Raw genomic sequence first — 26,332 nt, 5'->3', positions numbered from 1 at the left:
ATAAAAAATCTGCATCTATAGAAGTCTCAATAGACATAGATTCTTATAAACTTAAAAACATAACTATTCTAGTTCACTACTAATTCACTGAATTGATTAGCGTTATACACGATCTTCAACTTATTGGTATTTGCAATTAACGCTCGTAAGTCAGATTCCGCCCATCCGTATAGAATGGAATCCTTCACTTCTTCCAGTTTAAGCTTGGAGATTTCCGGTTTTGTGATTAATGTGGCAATGACATCTTCACCCATATATTTACCGATTACTGTCTCGCCTACAGAAGCAGCAGCTAATGACTCCCAGAACTTAAGAGATTCGGTATCTTCTTTAGATATGTCCAAACGATTTAGCACTTTCTCTTCCTTAGCCTGCCCCGCTATCGCTAACGTGGCCGTTAATTCATCAGCAATACGAACATATTCCGCACTTTTTGAAGCATACTCAACTTGCAACTCGGATTCGCTCATTTTCGTTTTTTTAAGCTGGGTTTCTACCAAATCCGGCCAACGGGCACCACTTAAATATTGCATGTATTGATATAAGTCAAACTGAGGCAACCCATAGTAAGTCCCTCCTGAATCATCCATCTTTGTTCGCTTAACATTTTCATCTTCCATGTCGGATTTTAGCTCATCGAAGCTTTTGTAAGGGGCGAGCCCCCGCTCATCTGCAATTAATTGCTCCTGTTTGGTCTTTAGTAATGCAGACATCGCAGATTTTTTGGCGTATTCAGATGGGGTTTCATGATTTTCGCCGTATTGACGTGTCCAGAAGCCCTCATCTACTTGGGCCCCATAAGTTTTGAAGAAATAGTCTGTCGTTATAGATCTTTGCTCTTTGACATAAAATTGAAATTCTTCTTCTGTTACGGCGTATCCGCCTACTGTGAATATCCAATTTTCAGGCAGTCCCGCTTTTTTGTTAGTTAAGCTCAACACGAGTAAAATAAGAACAATCAGAGCGATAAATAAGATAATCACTGTTGGTTTTCGTCTTTTAATCCCCATGACGCCTCCTTTTCCAATGTTCAATCTAGCTTTGCAAGAAAGCCTATGACAGCATAATTCGTCGCCGTTGTAGGAGAAGTTCCCAAATTTAATGCTTAGACATCATTGTAAGTTTAGCCGCCCCCTAATGTAAGCGCTTATTTAGACTGAATTTGAACAAATTTGACTTATAAAAACTGTCCTAGTTCGCAATTATTTGTGTGCTAGGGGATCAATTTCCACAAGAAGGACCATAGCGAGGTGTTCGCTAAAGCACAAAAAACACAAATGGCTTCGTCCTCTGAAAACAAAGGACGAAGCCATTTGATATTAACGTTTAAATGCAATTATAGATGATCATAAATTTATGATAGCAACAGCTGTAGCTCGAAATCAATCCATAAGAGAATTTACAACCTTATAATGAAACCTGAAATTAGGCATCCCGTTTACGGTAAAATACAATAGCAACTGTAATAAAGATCAATGTCCATAACATTGAAATACCTGTCCCTTGCATTGATGTAAGGACATTTATCTCCTCAGAGGAGCGCGGCATATACATATAATACCCTGCCATATCCGGAAAATAATTTGTAATACTAGGCAGAAAATTTCTCAGCAGTGGACTTACAATGAAATAATAACCAAGCAGTAACACTAAAGCAGGCGTGGTTCGCCTTAATAAAGCACCTATAGCTGCACTGAGAAGTGTAGTTAATGTTAGATAGCCCGTTGCACCTGTTAATGTTGTTATCATAGTGTCTATTGTAATCACTTCTGCTGTATCTTCCATCCTAATAAAAGTATATAGTACACCTGATCCAGCAATAATAAACGCCACGGGAATAGTGATGATTGCCAACGCAAAATGCTTCGTGCATAATTGAAGCCCGCGCCAAGGTATCGTAGTTAAAGTAGTTCTAATCTGCCCGCCAGTATACTCTGAACATGTAGCTAAAATACCAAGAATAATGAACCCTGCTTGAATATATCTCATAGAAGCGAGTCCTATACTCAGTATACTTTGCGTCCCTGCTGCCCCTTGTAGACCAATAGAAGTAAAAGCTGCGGCTAAAACTAAATTAAAAATGAACGTCCCCATAAGCGTGAGCCATATCAATGGTAAGGTAACTAGTTTATCCAGTTCAGCACCAAGCATTTGTGTTAGCTTTCTACTAGATGAGACACTCATGCTGCAACGTCCCTCCTATGGAATACAATAGCTGCAACTATGAAAAGAACAGCTACCCAAATAGACATGATTAAACCGCCTGTGAATGGGGTGTTAAATCCGAGGCTCATAAACATATCAGCGCCAGCTATATCTGGTAAGTAAAACGCTAACTTTGTAATCTTAGAAAGCAGGAAACTAAATGACACAAGTGATGAATTTATCAAGAGTACAGTAAGCGGGATAATGCCATTCTTAGTAAGTATAGTAATCCCAAATGCTAAAAGAGCAGTAAATGTCCAGTAACAAACTGCACCGATAAGTTTAGACCATTCCAATGCAGGGGTATATTCACCAAGAATAAGATGGGTTGCTGACACAGTTGTCATAATAGCAACAATACACAGCAGTATACTAATCACTGTCACAGCCCCTGCTTTTGCCAGCAAAAAATGAAGTCGGGATGAAACAACAGTTAAACTTGTTATAATCTGTTGTCCTCCACCCGATTCACTGCTCTCTGTCATATACTCACTACTAACAGCAAGCACGCCAAGAAGAATGACACCTTGCACACCATAAACTAATCCAATATAGCCAACTTCCGCTAGCCTTGTGCTAACACCAGCAATAATCTCCTCTTTTTGTGCGGTACTGTCCATGGCAGCAATGACCGCTGGGGCAAATGCTCCAATGAAAGAGGCAAGCCAAATGCCCGGCAGGGAGAACAATTTTGATAGTTCCGCCTTGAATGCTCTCATACAACAACACCTGTATTCTCATTTGTCAGGGCAAAATAGGCATCCTCCAGCGTGGAATGGTTACCTTTTACTTCTTCCAATGTTCCATCTGCAACGATTGTTCCATGCTTAATAATCACCACATCATCAACAGTCGCTGCAAGCTCTCCCATTAGATGACTGGATAGTAAGACCGTGTTTCCTGACTCAGCACGTTCACGTAAAAATGTCCGAATCCAGCGAATTCCTTCGGGGTCAAGCCCGTTTACGGGTTCATCTAAAACCAATATTTTGGGGTCACCAAGGAGTGCAGCCGCCATTCCAAGTCTTCTCCCCATGCCAAGAGAATAATTGCCAACTCTTTTCCCAGCTGCATTAGTAAGGCCTACGATTTCCAGAACCTCCTCGACACGTGAGCTAGGCAATCCTGCGGCACGAGCAATCCAACGCAAGTGTGCCCGTCCGGTCCGCATACGATGAGCTCCAAAGCCATCAAGTGCAGCACCTACGGTTGCTAGAGGATTATGTAATTCTGCGAATGGCTTTCCATTAATGAATGCACTCCCTGAGGTGGCACGATCTAATCCAAGCAGGATGCGGAGTGTAGAACTTTTACCTGCCCCATTGGGACCTAGAAACCCAGTTACCCTACCGGGTCTAGCATTAAAACTGATACCAGATAAGATTACTTGTTTTCCGCGATGTTTGACTAAGTTATTAATGGTAAGCAACCATAACACTTCCTTTCTGTTATGGTTCTTATTATAAAGAAGCAAAGTTACATCCCGGCTATCAGCCCGTTTAATTCTGGGTTAACTTTAGGTTAAGCTCGGCCAATAGCTACTTTTGTACCATTTTCATTTGATGTAAAGTCAGCTTTCAGCTTCATTTTTTGCAGCATATAATTTGAAGCCGATAAACCAATCCCTGCTCCACGCTCATAGGAGAAGTTATCCATACCTGGACCTTTGTCTGCAACGATGATCTGTTCTTTTACTACATCAACCACAATGTTTGCATATTCCCCCTCTGCTGCATGGCGAAGAATATTCTGAAATAGATTGTCCAGAACCCGTGTCATCCATTGTGGATCGGCCTCCCAATAAAAAGTCTCCTCTGCCGGTAAATCCACATCGATCTGAATTTCTTTTTCTTCAAATACAGGATACCATGCTGCAACAGATGCTCTTACTAAACGTCCAATATCTGTTGAAATGGGTACAAAAGGATGTTTCCCTGATGTAAGCAAAGTGTAGGAAAGTAAATCATCCATCAGATCTCCGACTCTGGTAATCGTATGATTCATCTCTGTTAAGGAGTTTTGTCCTTCTAAACTTACTGCTTCTTTATTTAATCTGGTGACATGTCCTCTCAATATGGTAAGTGGTGTTCGTAAATCGTGAGATAAATTCGCAATGAGCCGATGCCGTAATAATTCTTCTTCATATTCCCGCTTGCGACTGTCTTCAAGCTGCTGAATCATCCAATTAAAAGAACTTCCCAACTGGTCTATTTCATCCATACGATCACTTTGAACAGAAATCGGTTTAGGAAAGGAGTTATGATTAGCTGAAAATGACATGACTTCCTGTAAGCAGGTAAGACGTTTACGAAGTCTCAAGAAGAACAGCCAAGAGGAGACAATAAATGCGACAATAATAAAACCAAACAAAAATAGTGTAATGTAAAATGGATTTAACGTCAGAGGTTCTTCATTGACAGAAAACCCAAAGAAGGTAAAGAAGAAAATAAGCACAATTGGAGGAAGGAAGATAAATAGAAAATGCACTTTTAGAAAACGGCGAAATAATGATCTGCTGTGTTTCATAGCTTCACCCGATAGCCTATTCCTTTTAACGTTTCAATAATCTCTTGTGAATCTGGATGACGTTCCAACTTCTGACGTAGTCGATGGATATGTACCATTAGTGTCTTATCACCGGTTATGTACGTTTCTTCCCAAATGGCTTCATAAATTTGTTCTTTTGGTAAAACTTGATTAGGGTGGCGTAAGAAGTACATTAAAATTTGATGTTGTTTCCCTGTCAGTATAATTTCTTCTCCTGTGGGCTTGTCATATACCATTTGGAGTCCTGGATCTACTTCAATATGATTACCTAATGAAATGCGTCCAGAATGTCTTCTGCCACTTCGGCGGATTAATACTTCTAATCTCGCAACTAATTCATCCGTATGAAATGGTTTCGTTAAATAATCATCAGCAAACTGTAACCCATCTACCTTATCATTTATCGATGTTCGAGCAGATAACAGCAAAATAGGAACAGCAGGAGCTGCCTTTTTTAATCGTTTTCCTACAGTAAATCCGTCTAACCCAGGTAACATGATATCCAAAATAACGATTTCATGCTGATTCACTTCTTTTTCGGCTCCTTCACCAGAAAGCAGCCACTGAACTGAAAACCCCCGCTGCTCCAATTCTTCTTTTACCCATTGGCCTATTTTCTCATTATCTTCAATATATAATATGTTTCTTTTCAAGTAACAACCCTCTCTCTAATGGAGTTCACTATTAGACAGATTAACACAATCTAAAGAATCGTTTCCAGTTAAGACCATTTTATCGTTTGTTAATATAGTTTCATAAAAAAGCCGAATGGATCGGTTTCATCCACTCAGCTCAAAGGATTATTTTACGATATCACTTATCACTTACCGTTGTTCCGCTTCCATTCAGAAACTCACTGCTATTATTCGAAAGTTTCGGTTTACCTGGCAGACCAAACAATACCGGACTAACGGAATGCCGTTCGAACTTGACTGCATCAGCCCTCGTATAGATCATATCAGCAGGCAGAGTTGGGGGATCTACCGTTGTCGGAGTAACCCTGGTTAAACGAACATACTCGCTGCCGTCTCCTGTAAAGTCGAACGTTCCTAGATTAACCCAACCCGACGAGCCGACGGTTGCATCGATATACGTGACCTCGGTAACCGACTGATGCTTCACTTCCACTTTGACATAATTATCGTTTGCTGTCGTATGGACGAGCTTGTAGATGGAGACCGTATATTTCCCCTCTGGAAACTGGCCTTTCCACGTCGCTGATGATCCTTGAACGGTAGAGTAACGGGACTTAACCCCAATTTTGTATCCGGCTAAATTGCTTTGGCTCCAAGACCCTTCTGTCGTGTACAACCCAGTCGTATTCGTACTGTCGACAATAACCGTTAAGTCCCTGATCGCAATTATCAAAGGCGATGTTGTTAAGGTCACCCCGTCAATCGTTACAGTGGCCCATACCTCAATGTGATCTTTTTCCCCGTCGAGACTTAGAAGAGTCAACAAACCGCTACTGTCCACTTCAGCCAAATCGGTTCGATCAACGAAATACTGCACATTTGCCTGTGATAGATCACCAATCAGACCGTTATCCAAATAGCCGGTTACGCTCAGTTGTGCGGTTTGAGTCATCTGCAGTTCGTTCCGATCCGACAGGATCACCGCAGACTCCAATTGCGGCATCTGGTTCGGGTCCACCCACATCATCGCATCGGCAACTACCCTTGACTTATTAGCCTTATTGGTTAATTCCACGTACCCGTTATCGCCTGCTGCAAAAGGAAAAGTACCCAGGTACACCCAAGTCCCATTTGCTGCTGTCTCATCAACGGTAACCGTCTCGGAGCCTCCGCTATAATGAACGGTAAATGTGGCATTCGTTGCCCAATTTTCACTGGCAGCGGTTATTTGCGGAAGCTTGTAATACACACTGTAAGTAACAGTTTCCGGCAGCTCAGGCCGCCATACTATCCTGCTTGTCGCTGTGCCTGCAGTCGATTTGGAATACACATAGTTATCATAGTAATAGTCGTTAGCCGTAGTATCCCGTATCCAGACGCCTTCTGTCTCTGCCTCCGTATTATCCACAATGATAGATGAACCCTCCTGCCAATCCGGTTGAACTGGAGTTTCGGTTACCTGATCAGGCAGATAGAGTGTCCGTTTGCGAGTCTGTTTCCCGTCCGATTCCACATAATAAGTGAAGGTTTGGGATAAGTCGTTCACCCGTATCGACCATTCCATCGGATAGATCGTATCTGGAATCGTCGTATACGTAGCTCCGCCATCCAAGGAATAATGGATCGTCGCCGGTTTCGTCGTTTTTGCCTGCACATAAGCATCGTAGGCCGTTTCGTCGGGCTTGACGATCAGCATGCCTTTAACCGCATCTATTGGACTGTGGATATCGAAGAAATAGCTTGCATCCGATAGATCAGCAGTTCTGATCTGGTGCAGCGGCACCTCAATGTTGAGTCCTTCTACAATGATAGCGGTTATTCCCTTGCTTGAAACCTTGGCTTGAATGATTCCGCCACTCATAACCGCTTGCTCTGGTGAGCCATTGTCGCGGATAATGGTTACGGTATAATCTTGTGCCGGGTTGAACCCAATGATTTGCGAATTCAACTCAATCGGAGTCTGAACTTCAGCTGACGATTCATTGCTTAACCCGATGTAGAATTTATTCCCGCTCTCTCCCGTTATCCAGTTCAATTGAGGATGGTTGGTCTGAATTATCCCCTTGGGCATCCAGAGCCAAACGTCGGAATTACCGTAAAAATGACCTGGTTTATTTCCATAGAGGTGATATTTGAACCATAAAAAATTTGTTTCAAATACAGAAGGAAATGTAATACTACCATTCGATTTCAACGATTGCTCGCTGATCAAATAATCCATCGTTTGCCCGAGCTGTCCCGGTATATGGTGATAATAGATGGATGTAGCGCCGCTTGGACCTTCCAGAGGGAAATTTGGCTCCAATTGACTAATGGCGAAGCCCTTATAGTAATAACCTGGATAGCTGGAATATCGTCCGATGACCGCATTATGAGCAATATCCTGCAGCAGTTTATCACCTGTATAGAGCGACAATCTCAGCATGAATGGAGCTTCCTGCGCATTCATCCGATAATAGCCAGTTGTACTTCCCGCTTCAAACGTCAATCCATTGGGAGAAACAAGCCAACTATCCGCTTGTACGCCTCCGGCTACATCTTCTGGGAGCTTGATCCGAGGATATTGATATTTACCACTTTCCGGCCAATGGAACGACTCCGCGTAATTATACGTCTCAGGCTGCGGAATCGTAACGGCACCTTCTGGAACCGGACGAGCAACGAACATCGTTGCATACCGTTTGGCTTCTTTATAAGCAGCATTCAAGTATTTGGGTTCCTGAGTTTCCTCGTAAAGCTCCAAGATCTCCATCCACAGCTTGCTATAATAATAAATGAACTCATTTTTACTCACATTTACGGATGCAGGCGTATCAATATGCTGCATGATATAGCTGTCGGCTGCAGCCTTGGCAGCCTGTAAATACTGCGCATCTCCCGTCATACGATACATCATCAGGGGCTGAATGACAGGACCCCGGTCTTTCTGGTCAGGATCACGCACGAGGTACTCTTCCTGTGCCAGCGCCCCAATTCCTGCCGAAGTCCCCATCATCTGATGGACAGCGGCTACGCTTGAAAAATCGAACGGCAAGGATGCCATTTTCCATAACGACGGCACACCGTATACTGGCTTCTGCGTCGGTGACCATCCAATTCCATTTCGCGATACACCGTTCTGGATGGACGGCAGCGCTCTCGTATCGTAAAGCTGGTCGTCTCCGGTCAAATAGTAGGCTCCCAGAAGAACTGCATTCGATGTGGTTCGAATGCTATCCTCGTTCTCAATATCAATAAATCCCTTGGCTCGATTCCACCAGCCGCTTGGCGACGGGACATAATTAACAGAGTCGTCCCCTTGCGGCTCTATCTTAAGTAAATCGATCATATTGAACATCGCGTCAGTAAGCGACTGATCGGATACATTTTCCCGGTATGCGGAATAACCATACTCATTGCAAAGAACATCCGCGTAGGACACATACAATTTGCTTTTTTGAGCGATTAGTCCCATATGAAATTGATAAGTGCTTTCTGCGGCCATTTTCGAATAAGTCCCTAATTGAGGAGCATACAAGATTGGCTGCACGCTGCCTTCATTGTTGACAAGGCTCATGCCAAGCCTTTGTTTCGTAACACCTCCCGTCGGTTCAAATTCCACCGGAAGCTCATCCGAAGGTACAAATACCCCATACGTCAATGGATTCCCCGAACCGTCATTCTTTTCCACCAGACTCATCGGAGCGCTCAGCTCCCTTAAGCTTGTTGATTCGACTGAACCTACCATTTTTGCATGTGACCTGAAACCATTTAACACTTCATTGACGCCTGAGATTTGCTCTGTTGTGAAAGACTGATAGCCGATCACATAATTGCCATCCCGGCGGGGTGTAAAGGTGAAGGAAACATCAGGTTTGTCCCCTGACATGGACCAGTTCACTTGTAAATCGTAATCACTTCCATGTGAAGTATCGGTTAATATCGCCGTGTGGCTGTCAGGGAAATCGATCTCGTCGAATGTAATCCAGCGTTTGTTCATCGTATCGTAGTAATTGGTTAGACTCCCGGCATTCCCATCTAATATGACCCATTGCTCTTCAAGTCTTTCCGCCACATTATTGACAGGCACCCAGTTCCCCGTATCCGTATCCTTGTAGAACAAATCACGAACGATGGATTTGCCACCATCCCAAGCTGCTTCATAGAAGGTTACTTTATAGTTGTCATTCTCGATACTGCCTTTTTCCGTGTAACTGAGATTCGCCAATGTACGGCTGCGCAGCGGAGGCAACGGCGGAGCTTGCTGCCGGATGTTCCCTTCAAACTTGACCGCATCGGCCCGCGTAATGATCTTTCCGGTCGTAGGTTGCGTTCGAGTCAGTCTGACAAATTCGCTATCATTACCACTGAAATAATAGGACCCCAAATCCACCCATCCGGCCGATGGGCCCGACGAAGGCCTCAGATCCATAAACATGACATCCGTGATCCCATTGTGAACAATTTCAATTTTAACATTACTGTCTGCTTTATCCGCCCAATCAAGCTTGTTGAATGATATTTTCGCCGTCCCTGCTTCCAATCGCGGATTCCATGTGATGCTTCTTCCTACTGCATCGGTAAATTTGGAACTGGAATTATGATAACCCTTCACTCCTGTACTTGTAGTCCAATAAGGAGCGGAGAACCCGTTATTTGCGTTATCTGCATCAGTGGTGACGACATCATCAATCGTGATGCTTCCATCATCAATGATGATCGTCTTCTGCGGCTCTTTTTGCTGAATATTCCCTTCGAACTTGACCGCATCTGCACGAGTAATTATCGTGCTGGTTGTACTGGTAGACCGAGTTAATCTAACGAATTCTTTACCAACCCCGGAAAAATAGTACTCTCCCAAATCCACCCATCCCGCAGGAGCACCAAATGAAGGTCGCAAATCCACAAAGAAAACATCCGTCGTTCCATTATGAACGATTTCAATTTTTACATTGCTATCGGCCTTATCCTCCCAGTTAAGCTTATATAATGAAATTTTCGCCATTCCCGCTTCCAATCGAGGATTCCAGGATATCGTTCTGCCTGCTGTACTCGTATATTTAGAACTGGAGTTATCATATCCCTTCACCCCTGTACTTGTGGTCCAATTTGGAGCCGAATAGCCGTTGTTCTCGTTATCCACATCAGGTGTCACAACATCATTGATCGTGATGCTCCCGTCATCGATGATAATCGTCTTATACGGTAAGGGCTCTGCGTAAGCGGTCCTTATCCCGACTAGGCTGAAAGGAACTACTATCGTCACAATGAAAACGATTAAGAAAAACAGCTTCCTTTTTATCATACAACTCACAGCCTCCCTTATGTTGATAACGCTTTCAAAATAATGGTGCCCTCCTTTGTTCGAAGATCGTAAAGAAGCAATTAGCCTTATCCTTCTGGCTAATCCTCTCGTTTTTATCATAGCATGTCACATCACTGTGAAATTTCTTTGATTTCAAGAATTTCTTATAAGATTTTAAGCAAAAAAGAAACCTACATCATAACTGACCGCTCAACTGCAGTCAGTTATGATATAGGTTTACCAATTGTAAAATGCCTATTGGTTAATTATAATGGCGGCTGCACCAATAACAACTTCCCAAGCTGAATCACCGTTTGATCGTACCAATCTGGATGCTTTCTAACGTGCTCTCTACTTCGTTCATTGCCGCATGCCTCAAACACGGCCGCTTTGTCTGTTTTCTCGGTATCGATTTCAAAGCGAACTGTATGTTTTCCATTCGGGAGCTCCGGTAAGAATACATACTGATTTCGATTATGATCGTTGTGTAGTGTGAATCGATCAACAAGAAAGGGTTCCCCACCATCCACTGACACCTTCAATCTGCCAGAATCAGGCCCCCCGATATCGAATAACCCGATATGGGTTCCCTCGAACTGCACTGTGATAGCCTCTCCAGGATCGACTGCTCGCCATAGACCGGGGAACAACCAATTGTACTCACGCACCAAAGCAAAATCATCGGGCGTCATGTATGACCATCCTGCGGAAAAAGTAGTATGACTATCCAATGACAGCAGGGTTGCATACTCCCAAGGATTAGCTGGAACCAACGGATTCTGAGGGAAGTGATGTACTAACCTTCCCAAATGATCTTGAAGTTCTCTAATTTTCTCAAATGACCGGGTGATAGTATCCGTATAGATCTGGTGTCCTTCGGGAATAGTCGGATGGATCGAATCATGCGTAAAAACAACGGCTCCGGAAATGGACACGTCTTCCCTTGAGGTGAAAACGAGTTTTCCCTCCGACACCAAGTGACTGACCGCTACACCCAGATGAATTGAAGGAATACCATAATAGTCGGCCACTTCCTCTTGCATCAGAGCCCCCTTCTGGTATTCCCCAGACTGAAATAAGGCCACATCCCGCTCCTTCAGCGTATAAACGAATAAGATATCGGTAAACCGGCTACGTTTGCGGATCTGGCGGACAATCCCTTCGATCCGCGCCTTGGATTCGGGATCTCCGCCATCGTTACCGACAAATTCAACAAATACTAGATCAGGCCGATGACGCAGTACATCTGTCTCCAAACGGGCACAGCCCAAATCCGATCCTGTCCCATTAATGCCTGCATTCACAGAGCGGATCTCCGCCTTAGGATATTTTTCACGAAGCCAATCCGCCGTCATGACCCTGTAGCCTTCAGAACGGGTATTACTACCGCCGAAATAGACGATTGTTACGGTATCCCCATTTTCCAATTTCTGAATTATATTGGGGAGTCCTTTACGAGGGAATAATTCCTTCATCGCGACCTCACCTGACCTCATTTATCAAATTTAGGAGCAAACCATTTTACAGCAAACACTTCAAAATAAGACGAACCATAAGTTGCACAGAAATCGAAGCGGATTCGGGTTACATCTTTCGCTTTCACCTTATGTTTATTCAGCGTGAGATAATTTCCACGAGTTATGATTGTCCTATCGGTTCCGTCTTCTAAGGTCAAGGTCATATCATAGTCTTGAATAAGGGACTCGATCGGGTCGTTGAAATGCTCCAAATCCAACTGTGAATTGAAGACGAGATGGATTTCGTCTACATTTTTGGGGCTTGCAAAACAGAATTCCAACCATTCCTGTTCTTCCGTACGTTCAGAAATCCAGCCGTTCGGCAGACCATAGGGTCTGGAGAAGCCGTTGACGACATTCTCGGGATTATACATATTCTGGGTTGGCAATAGCTCCTTAAAGCAAATGCTCTTATTGAATTTCTTCAGCCTAGAAGGTTCTTCCGGTCTATAATAGAAGCTAACCGCTCCTGTCAATTTCTCTTCATTGACGTAGACGGCAAGGCTTGCCGTACCTTCCAATACGATGTAGATTTTATCGTCAGCCGGTCTCTTGCAGCCCAAGTTAAGCGTAATCCAGTCGTCATGACCGGCTGCAATAACCAAGCGGTAGTCTTTTAACTCGCTGGTCGGAATATAATTTTCTTTCCGTTCCCCGCCAAACAGCTTCACCTGCAAAGTTTCCGAATGCTCGGACCTGTTTTTAATTTTGATGCGTACACTTTCCGCCAAGGATGTCTGTATCGGCAAGACTAAACATAACCCTTTCTCCAAGGAAATCTCTTCGGTTGGATGAACATTGTCATAGCTGCGCTGAGACGAGGCACGAATAGTTAATCCATCAGCAAAATAAGGATTCAATTCCTCTTGAAGCCCTACAATCGTTTGCCCGTCTCGAAGCAACAGCTCTTGCAGTTCTCCCATATGAGCTTCGACTATCGTTGCGGGGTCCACCTCATATTTCAAACATAACGAAGCAGCTGTTCCAACCGCCTGACCCATACAACCACAGGTTGCCATTACCCTCGTAGATCCGAATGCCACATGGGTAGCACTTATATTGCGGCCAGCGAACATTAGATTAGGAATATTTTGTGAATATAAACTGCGGAAAGGGATATTGTACAAGCCAGGCACGAAATTCCAAGCTGTAGCCGGCCCCTCATCATAGATGCCTTTAGCAGCATGTATATCCATATACCATCCCCCGACGGATACGGCATCTTCGAAATGCGGCTTCGCGGCGAGATCGTTCTGAGACAACATGTGATCCCCAATGAACCGCCTCGACTCCCGTTTTCCCGGGATTGGGCATACATAATCCAAGATGAGATTGTCCACATCATCAAATTCGCCGCTATTTTTGATATAATCCCAAATTCCGTAGACCAATTTCCGCAGTTCCAATGCGATGTCTTCATTATTCTTGATAATATCCAAATGTCCGCCGTATTCCAGCCACCACAATCCGCCAAGGCCGTTGATTTTTCTAGGTAAAGACCGATGGTTTAAGCCTTTTCTGATACTATCAAAAAAGGCCAACTTCGTAATATCATATGCAAAGCCTGGTCTTTTGTATGGAACGGAATATTCTACGTCACGGGCTTGAAACAGGATCGTATCGCCCATGGTGAAATGGTCCGCCACTTCAGGAGCCAATTCTTCCTTATATTCATGCTTCGCTTCTCTCCCCCAGCGGAAGAGAGCACCTGCTTGATATCCGACAACTCCATCCCCGGAGCAATCGATGTAGGTTCGGCTTTCGAAACGGAATTTTCTTTCGGAAGCCAATTGAAGGCCCTCCACCCATTTAATTCTGCCGTTCGCCATGCCCGTTTCATGCACGCATGTATTCAGAAATAGAGAAATGTTAGGTTCAGCATAAACCATATCCAACAAGACCGTATCCGAAAGCGAAAGCATCAGCTTCTTGTTGTATAACGGATTATAGTGAAAAATCTTCAACTTGAGTTCTTCCACCAATCCGCCCTCGCGTGCATAATAGGATGGACTGTTTCCAAGATATGCTGACCCGTTGATATGAACTCTGACCTCGCTGCTCGCATTTCCCCCAAGAACCGGCCGATCATTAATAAGTGAAACCTGCAGCCCTTGGCGTGCGGCAGCAATGGCAGCGCATATCCCAGCAATACCTCCGCCTACGACGGTTACATCTGCTTTAATAAGCTCCATTTTGATAACCTCCATGATTAGATCCTTCTATCATGGTAAGCTTTTTGATGCCTTTTTTTTTACATGATTTCACGAGAAATTTATACATTTTTTGCAACCTTATTAGGATTCATACCGTGTCATTTTTATCCGGTATTGCTTAGGCGTATCACCCGTATATTCTTTAAATAATTTGCAAAAATAACCTTCATTCACAATTCCTACTTCCTCGCACAATTCCAATAAAGAATAATCCTGAACATTTAACAGCTCGAGAGCTAAGTGGATTTTTTTTCGGTTGATGTAGCTGATAACGCCCTCGTTCATTGTTTTTTTGAATAAGCTGCTAAAATACGATGGAGCTAAATTCACTTCCTCGGCAATCGCCTCCAGCGTTAATCTCTGTTTCAGGTTTTTCTCTATAAATCGCATAGCACTCATGATTTCTATACGATGTAAAAGTTGGCCAGCGTGTACATATTCGAATGTGAAGTCGCCAATATAGGCAAGCTGCTCCCGAAATGTCATGAATTTTATAGGAAACTCTGATACATCCGTGGTCAACGATTTCCCCGATTTAAATTTCGCAGTAATGTCTCTGTACAAGTCTTGAAGCATAGGTTCCATGATAGACTTATGAATTTTATGATTCGTCACAAATTGATTTAAATCAGAGAGTTCTTTCTCCAGCTCTTCCTTGGAAACTTTCCTTTGTACCCATGTGAGAAAATCAGCCAATTTCAGCTGAAAGGCCTCCTTTTTGTCATTACGGTATTGGAACCGATGCATGGGGGTTTTGACTACTTTCTCTTCATGATAATAGAAATCCTCACTCACGTTATTAGCTTCCATGTAAGCTTGTTTGATGGATTCCCAGCCTCGGTGCGGACCTCCAAAAGCGACGGATACCCTTTGATTCAGATATTGATGTAAATGGGAGACGATCTGACTGCCCAATGAATGGCAAGCATATTCCGTGTCCATATCACTGCGATTATTTTCCCAGGAAAGAAAGCCAATAAAACGATTATCGGATAGATCTACAGCTACACCCCTGCCACCATTCACCACAGTTTCTTCGATTATATTCGTAATCGCATATTTCAAAATGTGTTGATCTGACGCTGAATAATCGTTCCGGAAACTTTCATACAGATTCATTTCAACAATAAAGCAGCAATAGTTGGCTTGAAAGAAATGGAATTGCATGCGATTGGCAAAATCCGATGCCCGATGAGAAGGGATTTCGCCTCTGATAAGCTCGTTAAAAAATTGCTTGCGGACTCTATATTTATTTTCAAGCACGGATACGTTTAACGATTGAATTTCCGCTTCTTTTTTCTTAACCTCATTTAAAATCCCGGCTGCCTTATCTAAAGCGCGAACTAAATCCGCTTCCCTGAGCGGAACCTTAACAATGTACTCCAATACGTTGGCTTGAATAGCTCTCTGGGCGTATTCAAAAGATGAATAAGCTGTCAAAAGTATGTATTGGGTATGGGGAAGCTTTGGTTTTAGCTGCTCAATCATGGAAATTCCATCCATCCGCGGCATAACAATATCAGATATTACGATATCCGGTTTAAGCTTTGCGATCTCCTCTATCCCTTTCAGCCCATTATTCGCTTTTCCCACTAAATGAAATCGCTTATCTCTATGGGAGAGCTCGTTAAAAAACAATTCCAATCTCTGAATGATTAGATCTTCATCGTCAACAATGAAGCAGGTGTAGTCTCTCACCATCATGCATCTCCTTTAAACGAGCCTGCTGGGAATAAGGCTTGAACACGGGTTGTTTCCTTAGGTATGCTTATGATTTGGAGCCCGAACTGTTCACCATAGTGAAGTCTTATTCGGTCATGAATATTATTTAACCCGATTCTTTTCCTTTTCACTTCCACATCACTCGGTTCTGAAATCAAAACATGCTTTATTTTATCAGTTGGAATTCCCTCGCCTTGATCCACTACTTCTATGATGACGTTGCTGCCCTCCCTGTACGCATGAATAGTAATAGGGCCTTCGATCCCCCCTCCGTTATAACCATGGAAGATACTATTCTCCACAAGGGGCTGCAGCAGCATTCGAAAAACTGGGAAATCTATTAAATCTGCTTCGATATTTTCAATCAAGTGAAAGTTCCTGTTATAGCGGATGTTCTGGATCGCGATATAGTCCGATACATTTTGCAATTCCTGACGCAGTGATACCTTCTCCGAAGCATCAGCTATCCCATATTCCAATATTGAAATGAGAGACTCGATTACCACATCTACTTTCTCTATTTGTCCGAGTCGTATGACATTGCTTATAGAACCAAGCGTGTTATACAGAAAATGAGGGTTTATTTGAGACTGAAGCACTTGGATTTCCAGCTTCCGCTCAAGTTCATTATGTAGCTCTGCTCCCCGTATCAGTTCCACAATTTGCTGCAGCATACGATCGAATGCTCGGGAGAGATCTCCAAACTCATCGTTTCGGTTAATCGATATTGTAGTTGTGAGGAGGCCTTGCTCCACCCGCTTCATTTTTGTTTTGAGCGCATAGAGAGGGGTCCTTATATATTTGGCAATAAAAAAGGAAATGAACAGACTTAAGAGAAGACCAGCAGCTAGAAGCCCGATATAATAGGTTTCTAATCTGGACAAAGCAGCTTTCAAGCGGGATTCATCGTTGATCGAGATGAGGGTCCAGTTGAATTTCTCAGTCGGTTTTTTCAGAAGGGAGACCGCAATGCCATCCTTGGTATGCAGTTGAAGGCTTGTTTCTGTAGTCTCCAGAATTTGTTTCGCTGACGTTTCACCGATTGAAAAAGTATGATCTTGAATATTTAAGGGTCCTTTATTTTCCGGAAATCCGGCAATGATTTTTCCTGATGCGGTGATTAGAGCCAAATCCATTTGTTCTTTTTTATTAATCTTGAACAAGGTCTCTTCAATGGCATTTAGATCCAAATCTACCGCAATGGCCATAGGAAACGGAGCACTGTTCAGATATCGAACCATCGTAACGGTCCAGCCGGAATATTTAGATTTGTAAGGATCACTGACAAATGTAGTCCTTTTGTTCTTGTCAGCCGCATCAAACAAAGGTTCTCTTTCAGCTAAAGGTTCATCGAATATTCGGGTAGGTGTACTCCCGCCTAGAATGGATAAATCGCTTTTGATCAAATAAATATTACTGACGTAATTACTGTTGAGTTCATACAGCTCTCTTAATTGCTTTTTAATCACTTCAGTATTCTCAATGTTGGCTTTCACCGATGTTTCGACCGAGAACAGGATCGTCTGGAAGGAGGAAAAATTAACTGTGAAATACTGATCTACCTTGTCAAGGATTTGGTTGGTGTAATAAATGTCAGTGGTTCTTATTTCCTTTTGGACATAGTGATAAGACAATTGGCTTATTAAGATTATGCAGCTTAATACAAATGCAAACACGATAAAAAATAACTTTAAAGGCAAGCTGATTCTTCTTCGCATCGATCATCTTCCTTTTAAATCTGTTTTAAACAAATAATAGCATATGATAAGAAGAAACGCCTTCGGCGTCCTTTTTAAGGACGATAAGCGTTTCTTCGAAAAATAGAAGGATAAAGTATAAAGTAAAACTTATACTTTCTTATATTTCAATAAAGAGAGGGGCTATTTATAGCCACTCTCTTTGTTGAAAAGATAAGAATTTATATGCTTCGCGCAAATTGTTCCTTATCTTTCTCGCTGAAACGGTACCGTCCTTTAAAAGGACGGCGAAGCCGTTTCTACTTGATTTACTTGATTAAGCCCGCTTCTTTAAATTGCTTGATTACTGTGTCCTTATATTTCTGCATATCAAACTTGGTCTCCAACGTATTGAGGAAATTGTCCCAGTTAGAAAGAGGATCTTTGCCGGTCATAAATTTAACCAGACTTTCATTAATGAAACGTTGGCGGTCAGCTGCCAATGTATCGTTCGGGTCTTCGGTCAATAAATTCCCGGGTAAAGTAGGCGCTACGTATTTCTGATTGTTCTTAAAAGCTTCTGCCGTCTTAGGATTCTGGAAGCTGAAGTATTCAGCATCATCACCGCGACGCGGCATTCTATAATGGTCAACCCATAGGTACTTTTCTTTCATTTCCTTTGATAATTCGGAGGTTTTATTCTTAATCTTGCCGTCCACTACATCCCAATGAATACCTTTGATTCCGTATGCAAAATTCGGATATGCTTCTTCGTCTGTAAAGAGATAATTCAGCATGGACAAGATCCGAATAATTTTATCCTTATCCGCTTTCTTGGATATGGCCCATGAATTGCCTTGGAACGATTTTCTCTCTACAATTTGATCACCATAAGGGCCTATCATAGGAGGAATGACGATCCATTCCGGCACCTCTCCACTGATTTCTTTCATTTTCTGCTGATAATCTGGTTCCAGCCTGCGGGCATCTCTTATCATGAAGCCAACTTTACCCTTAAATAACTTTTGGTCCAACAAATCGGGAGTATTCATCGTCACCCAGTCTGGATCTACAACTTTAGCTTCCATCATTTTATTGATATAAGCGAGTGCTTCTTTCATTTTTGGGTCGGTAAACAGGAACACCGGTTTATTGTCTTTCACATCAATGGCTGAGGGAGGATTGACGCCAAACATCCACATCAAACTATCAAAGCCGTAGGTTTGCAGATTGCCTTCTTTATTCATGCCGCCTATGAATCCGTAAGTATCGTTTTTGCCATTACCGTCCGGGTCTTTCTCTGTAAAGGCTTTCATAACTTCGAATAACTCGTCAGGTGTCGTGGGCACTTCCATATTCAGTTTTTTCAGCCAATCATTGCGAATGAAGAAGCTTCGACTGATTCCGTTTACATTATCATAACCTGGAACTCCAATGGTTTTTCCTTGATAGGACATCGCCTCCCAGGAGTCGTTGCTAAAACGTTTCTGCAATTCAGGAAATTGATCCAGATACGGTGTCAAATCCGCAAGAACGCCTTGGTCATAATATTGCGCGAGATCAGCCCGGCTCTTCAAGAAGATCAAATCTGGAATATCTCCTCCAGCTATGAGCGTATTTAATTTAGTCGTTGCTTGCCCGGATTGAGGAATCATCATTTCCAAGTCGATATTCACTGCTTTTTCTAACATTTGGCGTTGGATATCTTCTTCACGAGGAGGAATCGGAGCAGCAGCGTTGAAAGTGCCTTGGTTAAACATCGAGATTTTCAATTTGGTTTCAGACTTATTTGGCTCGCCTTGCGAATTACTCGAAGCTGTCGATTTAACCTCTTTTTTGTCCCCGCATCCTGACAATACCGTTCCCACACCGACCATTGCTGTCAGAATAGCCAATGTAATCGCTTTACGTTGCATAATGACCTCTCCTTTGCTTCTATATTATCACGGTTTCCCCGTAACAACTCAGGTTGGAATAGCTTTTTAACCTTTAACCGATCCCAAGAGTACACCTTTGGTAAAATGCTTTTGCATAAATGGGTAAACGATCAAAATCGGAACTGTAGTCACCACAACTGCTGCCATTTGTATAGCGAACGTACTGACAGCTCCGGTATTGGCAAGCGAATCAGCACTTTGTGTTGCGACGTTAAGCAGGATGTTGCGCAAGATCACTTGAAGCGGCATTAAGTTGGAATCATTGATATAAACAATAGCATCAAAATAACTGTTCCAATGCCCGACTGCGTAAAATAAGGAAATTGTGGAAAGGACGGGCAAGGACAGGGGTAAAATGATCCGCCATAACGACTGAAGCTCACTTGCACCGTCTACCCTCGCTGATTCCTCGATTTCAGCAGGCAATTGCTCAAAAAAGCCTTTAATGATCACCAGATTAAATGCACTAATGAGCTGTGGAATAATCAATACCCACGGACTGTTTAGCAATCCCAGAGAGCGGACTAGTAAATAAGTCGGAATTAATCCTCCCCCAAACATCATGGTAAAGACAATGAATAGTAAAAATGGGCTTCGACCCGGCAAATATTTTTTGGATAACGGATATGCCGCTATTACCGTAAAGAACACATTGAGAGCAGTGCCTACTATCGTTCGAAACAATGTAATTTTATACGCCTGACCGATACCATGAGAAATGAATACTTCTTTGTAGGCTAGAAAGGTAAAGGTTTCTGGTATAATAACAATTCCTCTTCTTAACACTTCCGATTCTGGCGTCACTGAAACAGCAACCACATATAGAAAGGGTAGTAAGCAAAGTAGCGCTAGCATAATAAGAATAAAATAAACGACTGCTTGCCAGACTTTCTCTCCGATTGTCAAATTGATCATATTGATAACCACCTCACCAAATTTGCCCATCGAATTTTTTGGCGAGCTTATTCGCTGCCAACACTAAAACAAATCCGATGACCGCTTTAAACAATCCCACAGCAGTAGCCAAGCCAATCCTAAGTCGCTCGAGCCCTTCACGGTATACCCATGTGTCGATAATGTCGATCTTCTCTTGATTAAAGCTGTTGGCAAACATAAATATTTGGTCAAAACCAGCATCCAGAATATGGCTTAATTTAAGGATCAGCATCAGAATCATCACGCCTCGAATGCCGGGAAGTGTTACATGCCAAAGCTGTCTCCACTTGGAAGCGCCATCAATTCTTGCCGCTTCATATAAGCTTGGATCGATTCCTGCTAATGCTGCAAGGTACAATATAGCTCCCCAACCAATATCCTTCCATATTTCAGATAAGATGATCAGCAGTCTGCCCCAGGCAGGTTCCGTTAGAAATGAGATGGGCTCAACACCAATTTCCTTGAAAATCATATTAAAAAGACCATCCCCTGGGGCTAATAATGCCACCATCATTCCATAAACAATGACCCATGATAGAAAGTGGGGTAAATAAGTGATCGTTTGTACGATTTTCTTAAACCATTGGGTATAAACCTCATTGAGCAGCAAAGCAAGTATGATAGGAGCTGAGAAACCGAACAATAGCTTATAAAGGGATATGATAATCGTATTTCTCATGATGTCCCAGAAATAAACGCCGTTCATAAAATCTGTGAAATTTCTAAATCCCACCCATGGACTATCCCATAGTCCCAATGCTAGGTTATAGTTTTTAAAAGCAATAATGATTCCCGCCATAGGAATGTATTTGAATACGGCAAAGTAAACTAATGCCGGGAACAAGAGAGCGTACATCACTTTATACTTTTTTATCGTTCTTATCCATGAATTCCGCTTTTTGGTGAGGGGAATGGCGTCCGCTGCCAATTTTGCTTGCATATCATCACCTCGTCTTTATTTATATTTGTATAATAGCATCCCACTACCCGGATAAATTTCTGTGATTTCAAGAATTTCTTATAAGATATTAAGTAAGTACAGCCTTGGAAAATCCCCATCCAATAGGCATGATTATCTTGCATTAAAGTTCGTACAATAAAACTGACCCGAAAAGTTTAAGTATAGACCAAACACAATCCTGAGGTCCCAAACAAAAAAAGCCCTAGAAAAAATTGGGCTTAATGGGACTGACCCCCGATTGTGAGACAAGGATCAAAACACCTAGCAAGTTTAAACAGCCAGTCGTCGGAAATCCACCGGCGACTGGTTATTTAGTTTCGCTTGAATCCGAATTGAGTTATAGTAAGTGATATAATCTTGAACGGTCTGTACAACGATTGCCGTCGTTGTACATGTGAGATCTTCGAGATAAAATGTTTCAGACTTTAGCGTGGAATGAAACGATTCAATGGAGGCATTATCAGCGGGCGTTCCTTTACGGGACATGCTCATGGTAATGCCTTTCTCCTTCACCGCTGTCTGGTAGGCTTGAGAAGTATATACACTACCCTGATCGCTATGGAGCAGCATGCTGGTTCGTTTTGGAAGTTGATTCAGCGTATCCATAACCAAAGACGTATCTTGCTTGTCCGCTATACTGTAAGCCACAATCTCCCCGTTGTACAGATCCAGAATGCTGGAGAAGTACAACATCTTACCCCCAAACGGCAAATAAGTAATGTCCGTGACGAGCTTTTGCAGGGGCGTATCCGCATGAAAATTTCGCTTCAACAGATTTTCTGCTAGATGTGCAGGTTGCCCGGTGGTCTTACGTTTCTTTATCCGTACACGGCATTGTAGACTCTCGCGCTGCATAATCCGCTGAACTCGTTTGTGGTTTATAAGTTCTTCTTTCTGAAGCAGAGCAGTGATTTTACGATATCCATACCGAAATTTGTGCTGAATGCATAAACTCCTTATCTTTTCTACCATTGGATCTACACTTTGAGTCTCAACAGCTTTCCAACGGTAGTAGTTAGCTCTCGCGATCCCAAGCCAGGCACAAGCCTCAGACACCGTCACTTCTTCTCGAATGGACTCGATCCAGGCAACGAAGACTTGTTGTTCCACCTCCTCTCCAACTCCTTGTACTTTTTTAGCAGGTCCAATTGCTGCTTTAGAAACCGGTTTTCAGCTTTTACTTTCTCGAGCTCCGAAGAGTATTCTGGACCTTTTCCATAGCTGTATTGTTTCCCAACAGGTTGCTCTAGACGGTTTGCTTCGCCATTTCGATACCACTTCATCCATGTCTTTAGCTGTGATTTATTCCGTATTCCGAGCTGGTCCATAACTTCTTTTACGGGTACACCTGCCATTCTCATTTCTATGGCTTTCATCTTTATTTCTAAGGGGTAGCTCACTCTGGTTGCCAACGCAAAAACACCTCCAAGGTAATCTCTCTATCTTACGATAGGATTGAGTTTTCTTGAAGGTGTTTTGATTTGTCTCACGTTATGGGGTCAGTTCCTAATTGAGTCATGTTTTTTATATAATGCATCCACGTATTTTATTTTCCATTACTAAAAACTACAATATGAGCAAAAAGGCGTCCTCCAGCGTGAGAGGGTTACCTTTTGCTTCTCCAATGTTCCATCTGCAACGATTGTTCCATGCTTAATAATCACCACATCATCAACCGTTGCTGCAAGCTCTTCCATTAGATGAATGGATAGAAATACCGTGTTTCCAGACTCAGCCCGTTGACTTAAGTTTTGACTTCTCATTAAATAATTTAATAATGCTTATGACTGAGCCAAAATTCCTTTAACAAACAATGAGACACTATGCTTGTAGAACTCTTCCTCGGTGACAAATTGGGATTGATATTGCCGGTGAATCAGCTCGCTCATCTGAAATCCGTAGCACATCGAGAGAAAAGACATTGCGACAAGACGCTCATTCTGTCTGGCTATAACTTTTTTCTTCTGCAAGCGTTCAAAATATTCAACCAGCAAGGAGTGAAGCTTCGCCGGCGGATCGGCCAGCACTCTGTCTAATTCGGGAAGCATTCCTTTGTCGCGGATGCCAATTAAAATGATGTCCGCATTTTTATGGAAAAATAAACGGTACTGCTGACTTACATTCAGCAGATCGACTTCCGGGTTATCGGTCGCTTCCTCTTTTAACAGCTTCTCAAACTGCGGGATATCCGAATGTCTTTCAATGATGGCTTCCAATATGCCTTGCTTGCTTCCAAATTGCCGGAAAATCGTAGATTCATTAACTTTAGCTTCCATTGCAATGGCTTTGGTGCTTACTCCCCGATAGCCATTCTTTTTGATGAGACGTGTCGCGGCTTCAATAATTCTGTCTGAAGTTTGCATTGTACTTCTCCTTTAACATATGTTAAACCCATTCTACTACAAGTATTGCACATGCAGCAGGATCGGGGTTCATCATTTTCATAAATGTTTATTTAAAGCAAATCGCTTCTTTTTTCCCAGCGGCTTGGTTCCGTAATCTTGATATGATCGGGCACCAATTGCGTGAGCGTACCTAATTTATCAAATGTAATCTGGATTCGGTCAGAGGGCAACAACCATTGTTCGGTCTCGATTGCACAGCAATCCGGTATCGTCCCCATTCCAATAATCGTGCCCGGGAGCGGCGTGAAAACTTTGAGAACCTCCTCCATCACTTTTGCAGGGTGTGCAGAATACTCAGATGTCCTACCCTTCCAGTGCAGTCTTTCCCCGATGTATACATCCACATCCAGTCCCATCGGATTTTCGATTTCATCCGGCGTAACCAGAAATGGTCCTATTCCTTTGCTGTGATCAAAATCTTTGCAGCGCGTCGGTCCGGTCAGCGCCAGGAAATCCGGCCATTGCACATCGCGGACAGTACTGTCGTTAAAAATAACATAACCTGCAATGCAGTTCTCCATTCCTGTAACAAAGGCCAGCTCTGGCTCGATATCCAGGTAGGAAGAGTAAGAAGGCCAATGAATCGTATCCCCATCGCCAATTAATGCATTATGGTTACATTTGTAATAACTGAAAGTTACTTTATTCGAATCTTGCTGGAATTTTCCAGCAATTTTTTGTTTGAGCTCTTCTCTTTCTGGCCCTGTATATTCTCTTTGCAGCAGATTTACGCCAGCATTTCTCAGATGTCTTGGCGTCAGCCCGAAGTCGATAAGCGCAGCCGGCTTCGGAACTGGCGGCAGCAGTTTTACCGCTACAATCGGGCAGAATTCATTTTCATTGAATTGATGCGACTGTTCGACAGCATATTGCATCAATTCCTTAGCGGCATCAAAACTTGCCGGCAAATAATGAAGATAGCGGTCCATACTTTCAAGACTGTCAACGAATGTTCCCTGCTTTTTCATGATTGCGGCAAAAGACACGACAAATTTCTCGTTAATTACAAGCCCAAACAAAGGTTCCTGGGATGTCTTGGTTCGAAAGGTTACTAGCTTCATGTTGCTCGCCTCCATCTAGTGTGATGTTGTTCTGTTACTATCTTATCGCATGGAATAAATGCATGCAAGTACTTGCTTGCATTTCTGTTTTCCATTCTCTATAATAAAGTCATAGTCAGTATGCCTTACCCCAAAAACATACGAAAAAGGAGAATTTTCATGAAGTATGGACGTATTATCCAAAAACCTCGCGTTAAATTTATTGAAGTCGCAGATAGCGTCTTTGCCGGTATTTCGCCGTATCGCGGGATTAGTTGGGCCAATGCCGGCTTCATCAATAAGGGTGAAGGACTGGTGTATGACACGTTCTTCGATTTGTTCCATGCGCGGGAAATGCGGGAGACTTTTATGGAAGTAAGCAACGGCGGCTCTCCCGCATATGTGGTGAACTCGCACTATAACAGTGACCATGCTTGGGGAAACAAAGCGTTTGAAGATGCTTGTATTATTATGCACAAGGAAGCCTCCAGAGAGCGTCTCACCGAAAATATCGCCTGGATGGACAGCGTCATCAGAAGAGGAAAGGATTCTACGGAATCGACTCCGGGTGAGCGGTTTTTTGCAGCGGAATTTGAAGGATTCGACCTGGAGGGCGTAGAATGGGTACTCCCGAATATTGAGATAAAGGACGATATCAACATCCGTCTTGCCGATACGGAAGTTATGATTTACAATGTAGCTCCAGCCCACTCTGACAGTGACTTGCTGTTGTGGATGCCAAAAGAAAAAGTGCTGTTCGCCGGCGATGTCGTGTTTAACGGTTGTACGGCATACAGCGAAGAGGGAACCCTCAATTGGGTTAAAGTGCTTGATCGCATTATTGATGAAATTAAACCCGAAATCGTTGTTCCAGGACATGGCGCCATTTGCGGCTTGGACTTCGTGAAGGAGCAGAGAGATTACCTCCTGAACCTGATCAGCGAGTTCAACAAGCATTACAATGATGAAATTGATTCCTTGTCCCTGACCAAGCAAATGGATATTTCCCGCTTCCTTCATTGGATTCAGCCAGAACGCTTATATGTTACAGTGGATATCTTATTGAAAAGCAAACGAGGGTTACCCCCCCTTCCAATTTGGAACGAGGTGCCTGCTAAGCTGGAAGACATGAAAGCTTTTTTGGCTGGAAAATATGACAATCAGATCAAGCCATGGGACCCTATGAGTGTTTGGCAAGAATAGCAATTTAAAGCTAACCTACGAAAAACAAAAGAACGGCCCTGTCGCAAACGA

The 26,332-nt window shown here is 42.9% G+C and carries 19 protein-coding genes; 1 reads left to right on the top strand and 18 read right to left on the bottom strand.

Features of this window, described 5'->3' with window-relative positions:
- Window positions 1–68: 68 nt before the first annotated feature.
- The 18 genes from MHB64_RS15975 to MHB64_RS15890 all read right to left on the bottom strand — a co-directional run bounded on the left by MHB64_RS15975 (window position 69) and on the right by MHB64_RS15890 (window position 25,099).
- Window positions 69–1,010, bottom strand: a complete 942-nt coding sequence (locus MHB64_RS15975) for a hypothetical protein (protein ID WP_341134862.1) — start codon at window positions 1,008–1,010, stop codon at window positions 69–71.
- Between the two features lie 415 nt (window positions 1,011–1,425).
- Window positions 1,426–2,184, bottom strand: a complete 759-nt coding sequence (locus tag MHB64_RS15970; RefSeq protein ID WP_341134861.1) for an ABC transporter permease — start codon at window positions 2,182–2,184, stop codon at window positions 1,426–1,428.
- Window positions 2,181–2,924, bottom strand: coding sequence for an ABC transporter permease (locus tag MHB64_RS15965; RefSeq protein WP_341134860.1), 744 nt, complete (start codon window positions 2,922–2,924; stop codon window positions 2,181–2,183). Before MHB64_RS15965 ends, MHB64_RS15970 begins: the two co-directional genes overlap by 4 nt.
- A complete protein-coding gene (locus MHB64_RS15960; RefSeq protein WP_341109051.1) occupies window positions 2,921–3,643 on the bottom strand; it encodes an ABC transporter ATP-binding protein in 723 nt (240 codons plus the stop codon). The genes MHB64_RS15965 and MHB64_RS15960 overlap by 4 nt, the downstream gene beginning before the upstream one ends.
- Before the next feature lie 83 nt (window positions 3,644–3,726).
- Complete coding sequence (locus tag MHB64_RS15955) at window positions 3,727–4,731, bottom strand: sensor histidine kinase (RefSeq protein ID WP_280786273.1); 1,005 nt, start codon at window positions 4,729–4,731, stop codon at window positions 3,727–3,729.
- Window positions 4,728–5,405 carry a response regulator transcription factor gene (locus tag MHB64_RS15950; RefSeq protein WP_341134859.1) on the bottom strand — a complete coding sequence of 226 codons (678 nt, stop codon included), beginning with the start codon at window positions 5,403–5,405 and terminating at the stop codon, window positions 4,728–4,730. Before MHB64_RS15950 ends, MHB64_RS15955 begins: the two co-directional genes overlap by 4 nt.
- Window positions 5,406–5,565: 160 nt before the next feature.
- Window positions 5,566–10,671, bottom strand: a complete 5,106-nt coding sequence (locus tag MHB64_RS15945; protein WP_341134858.1) for a golvesin C-terminal-like domain-containing protein — start codon at window positions 10,669–10,671, stop codon at window positions 5,566–5,568.
- Window positions 10,672–10,937: 266 nt separating this feature from the next.
- A complete protein-coding gene (locus MHB64_RS15940; RefSeq protein ID WP_341134857.1) occupies window positions 10,938–12,146 on the bottom strand; it encodes a GDSL-type esterase/lipase family protein in 1,209 nt (402 codons plus the stop codon).
- A 17-nt stretch (window positions 12,147–12,163) separates the two neighbouring features.
- Window positions 12,164–14,395 (bottom strand): FAD-dependent oxidoreductase, encoded by a 2,232-nt coding sequence (locus tag MHB64_RS15935; RefSeq protein WP_341134856.1) that lies wholly within the window; start codon window positions 14,393–14,395, stop codon window positions 12,164–12,166.
- A gap of 87 nt (window positions 14,396–14,482) precedes the next feature.
- Window positions 14,483–16,102: a response regulator transcription factor gene (locus tag MHB64_RS15930; RefSeq protein WP_341134855.1), complete on the bottom strand. Its 1,620-nt coding sequence runs from the start codon at window positions 16,100–16,102 to the stop codon at window positions 14,483–14,485.
- Entirely contained in the window at window positions 16,102–17,841 is a 1,740-nt protein-coding gene (locus MHB64_RS15925; protein WP_341134854.1) for a sensor histidine kinase, read from the bottom strand. Before MHB64_RS15925 ends, MHB64_RS15930 begins: the two co-directional genes overlap by 1 nt.
- Before the next feature lie 287 nt (window positions 17,842–18,128).
- Entirely contained in the window at window positions 18,129–19,715 is a 1,587-nt protein-coding gene (locus MHB64_RS15920; RefSeq protein WP_280786266.1) for an extracellular solute-binding protein, read from the bottom strand.
- A gap of 66 nt (window positions 19,716–19,781) precedes the next feature.
- On the bottom strand, window positions 19,782–20,651 hold the full coding sequence (locus MHB64_RS15915; protein WP_341134853.1) for a carbohydrate ABC transporter permease: 870 nt from the start codon (window positions 20,649–20,651) through the stop codon (window positions 19,782–19,784).
- A gap of 13 nt (window positions 20,652–20,664) precedes the next feature.
- Entirely contained in the window at window positions 20,665–21,612 is a 948-nt protein-coding gene (locus MHB64_RS15910; RefSeq protein ID WP_094874416.1) for an ABC transporter permease, read from the bottom strand.
- A gap of 291 nt (window positions 21,613–21,903) precedes the next feature.
- Window positions 21,904–23,045 (bottom strand): IS3 family transposase gene (locus MHB64_RS15905; RefSeq protein WP_341134852.1). Its coding sequence is split into 2 segments (ribosomal slippage): window positions 21,904–22,772 and window positions 22,772–23,045, totalling 1,143 coding nucleotides; the frame shifts between segments, so codons are not numbered across the junction.
- Window positions 23,046–23,192: 147 nt separating this feature from the next.
- Window positions 23,193–23,396 (bottom strand): hypothetical protein, encoded by a 204-nt coding sequence (locus tag MHB64_RS15900; RefSeq protein ID WP_341134851.1) that lies wholly within the window; start codon window positions 23,394–23,396, stop codon window positions 23,193–23,195.
- A gap of 18 nt (window positions 23,397–23,414) precedes the next feature.
- Window positions 23,415–23,996, bottom strand: a complete 582-nt coding sequence (locus MHB64_RS15895) for a TetR/AcrR family transcriptional regulator (RefSeq protein WP_341134850.1) — start codon at window positions 23,994–23,996, stop codon at window positions 23,415–23,417.
- A gap of 92 nt (window positions 23,997–24,088) precedes the next feature.
- A complete protein-coding gene (locus MHB64_RS15890) occupies window positions 24,089–25,099 on the bottom strand; it encodes a fumarylacetoacetate hydrolase family protein (RefSeq protein ID WP_341134849.1) in 1,011 nt (336 codons plus the stop codon).
- Window positions 25,100–25,258: 159 nt separating this feature from the next.
- On the opposite strand from MHB64_RS15890, the gene MHB64_RS15885 reads away from it, so the two are divergent.
- Window positions 25,259–26,281: an MBL fold metallo-hydrolase gene (locus tag MHB64_RS15885; protein ID WP_341134848.1), complete on the top strand. Its 1,023-nt coding sequence runs from the start codon at window positions 25,259–25,261 to the stop codon at window positions 26,279–26,281.
- Window positions 26,282–26,332 lie beyond the last annotated feature (51 nt).

Source organism: Paenibacillus sp. FSL K6-2859 (genome assembly GCF_038008265.1).
GTDB classification, from domain to species: Bacteria; Bacillota; Bacilli; order Paenibacillales; family Paenibacillaceae; genus Paenibacillus_AQ; species Paenibacillus_AQ nitricinens.
This window is presented reverse-complemented; position numbering and strand designations above follow the sequence as displayed.

Coding starts and splice junctions, on each gene's coding strand:
- MHB64_RS15945 (WP_341134858.1), bottom strand. CDS start 10,671: ATGATAAAAAGGAAGCTGTTTTTCTTAATCGTTTTCATTGTGACGATA.
- MHB64_RS15935 (WP_341134856.1), bottom strand. CDS start 14,395: ATGGAGGTTATCAAAATGGAGCTTATTAAAGCAGATGTAACCGTCGTA.
- MHB64_RS15900 (WP_341134851.1), bottom strand. CDS start 23,396: ATGAGAAGTCAAAACTTAAGTCAACGGGCTGAGTCTGGAAACACGGTA.
- MHB64_RS15885 (WP_341134848.1), top strand. CDS start 25,259: ATGAAGTATGGACGTATTATCCAAAAACCTCGCGTTAAATTTATTGAA.
- MHB64_RS15930 (WP_341134855.1), bottom strand. CDS start 16,102: ATGGTGAGAGACTACACCTGCTTCATTGTTGACGATGAAGATCTAATC.
- MHB64_RS15975 (WP_341134862.1), bottom strand. CDS start 1,010: ATGGGGATTAAAAGACGAAAACCAACAGTGATTATCTTATTTATCGCT.
- MHB64_RS15895 (WP_341134850.1), bottom strand. CDS start 23,996: ATGCAAACTTCAGACAGAATTATTGAAGCCGCGACACGTCTCATCAAA.
- MHB64_RS15915 (WP_341134853.1), bottom strand. CDS start 20,651: ATGATCAATTTGACAATCGGAGAGAAAGTCTGGCAAGCAGTCGTTTAT.
- MHB64_RS15955 (WP_280786273.1), bottom strand. CDS start 4,731: ATGAAACACAGCAGATCATTATTTCGCCGTTTTCTAAAAGTGCATTTT.
- MHB64_RS15920 (WP_280786266.1), bottom strand. CDS start 19,715: ATGCAACGTAAAGCGATTACATTGGCTATTCTGACAGCAATGGTCGGT.
- MHB64_RS15925 (WP_341134854.1), bottom strand. CDS start 17,841: ATGCGAAGAAGAATCAGCTTGCCTTTAAAGTTATTTTTTATCGTGTTT.
- MHB64_RS15970 (WP_341134861.1), bottom strand. CDS start 2,184: ATGAGTGTCTCATCTAGTAGAAAGCTAACACAAATGCTTGGTGCTGAA.
- MHB64_RS15940 (WP_341134857.1), bottom strand. CDS start 12,146: ATGAAGGAATTATTCCCTCGTAAAGGACTCCCCAATATAATTCAGAAA.
- MHB64_RS15910 (WP_094874416.1), bottom strand. CDS start 21,612: ATGCAAGCAAAATTGGCAGCGGACGCCATTCCCCTCACCAAAAAGCGG.
- MHB64_RS15890 (WP_341134849.1), bottom strand. CDS start 25,099: ATGAAGCTAGTAACCTTTCGAACCAAGACATCCCAGGAACCTTTGTTT.
- MHB64_RS15965 (WP_341134860.1), bottom strand. CDS start 2,924: ATGAGAGCATTCAAGGCGGAACTATCAAAATTGTTCTCCCTGCCGGGC.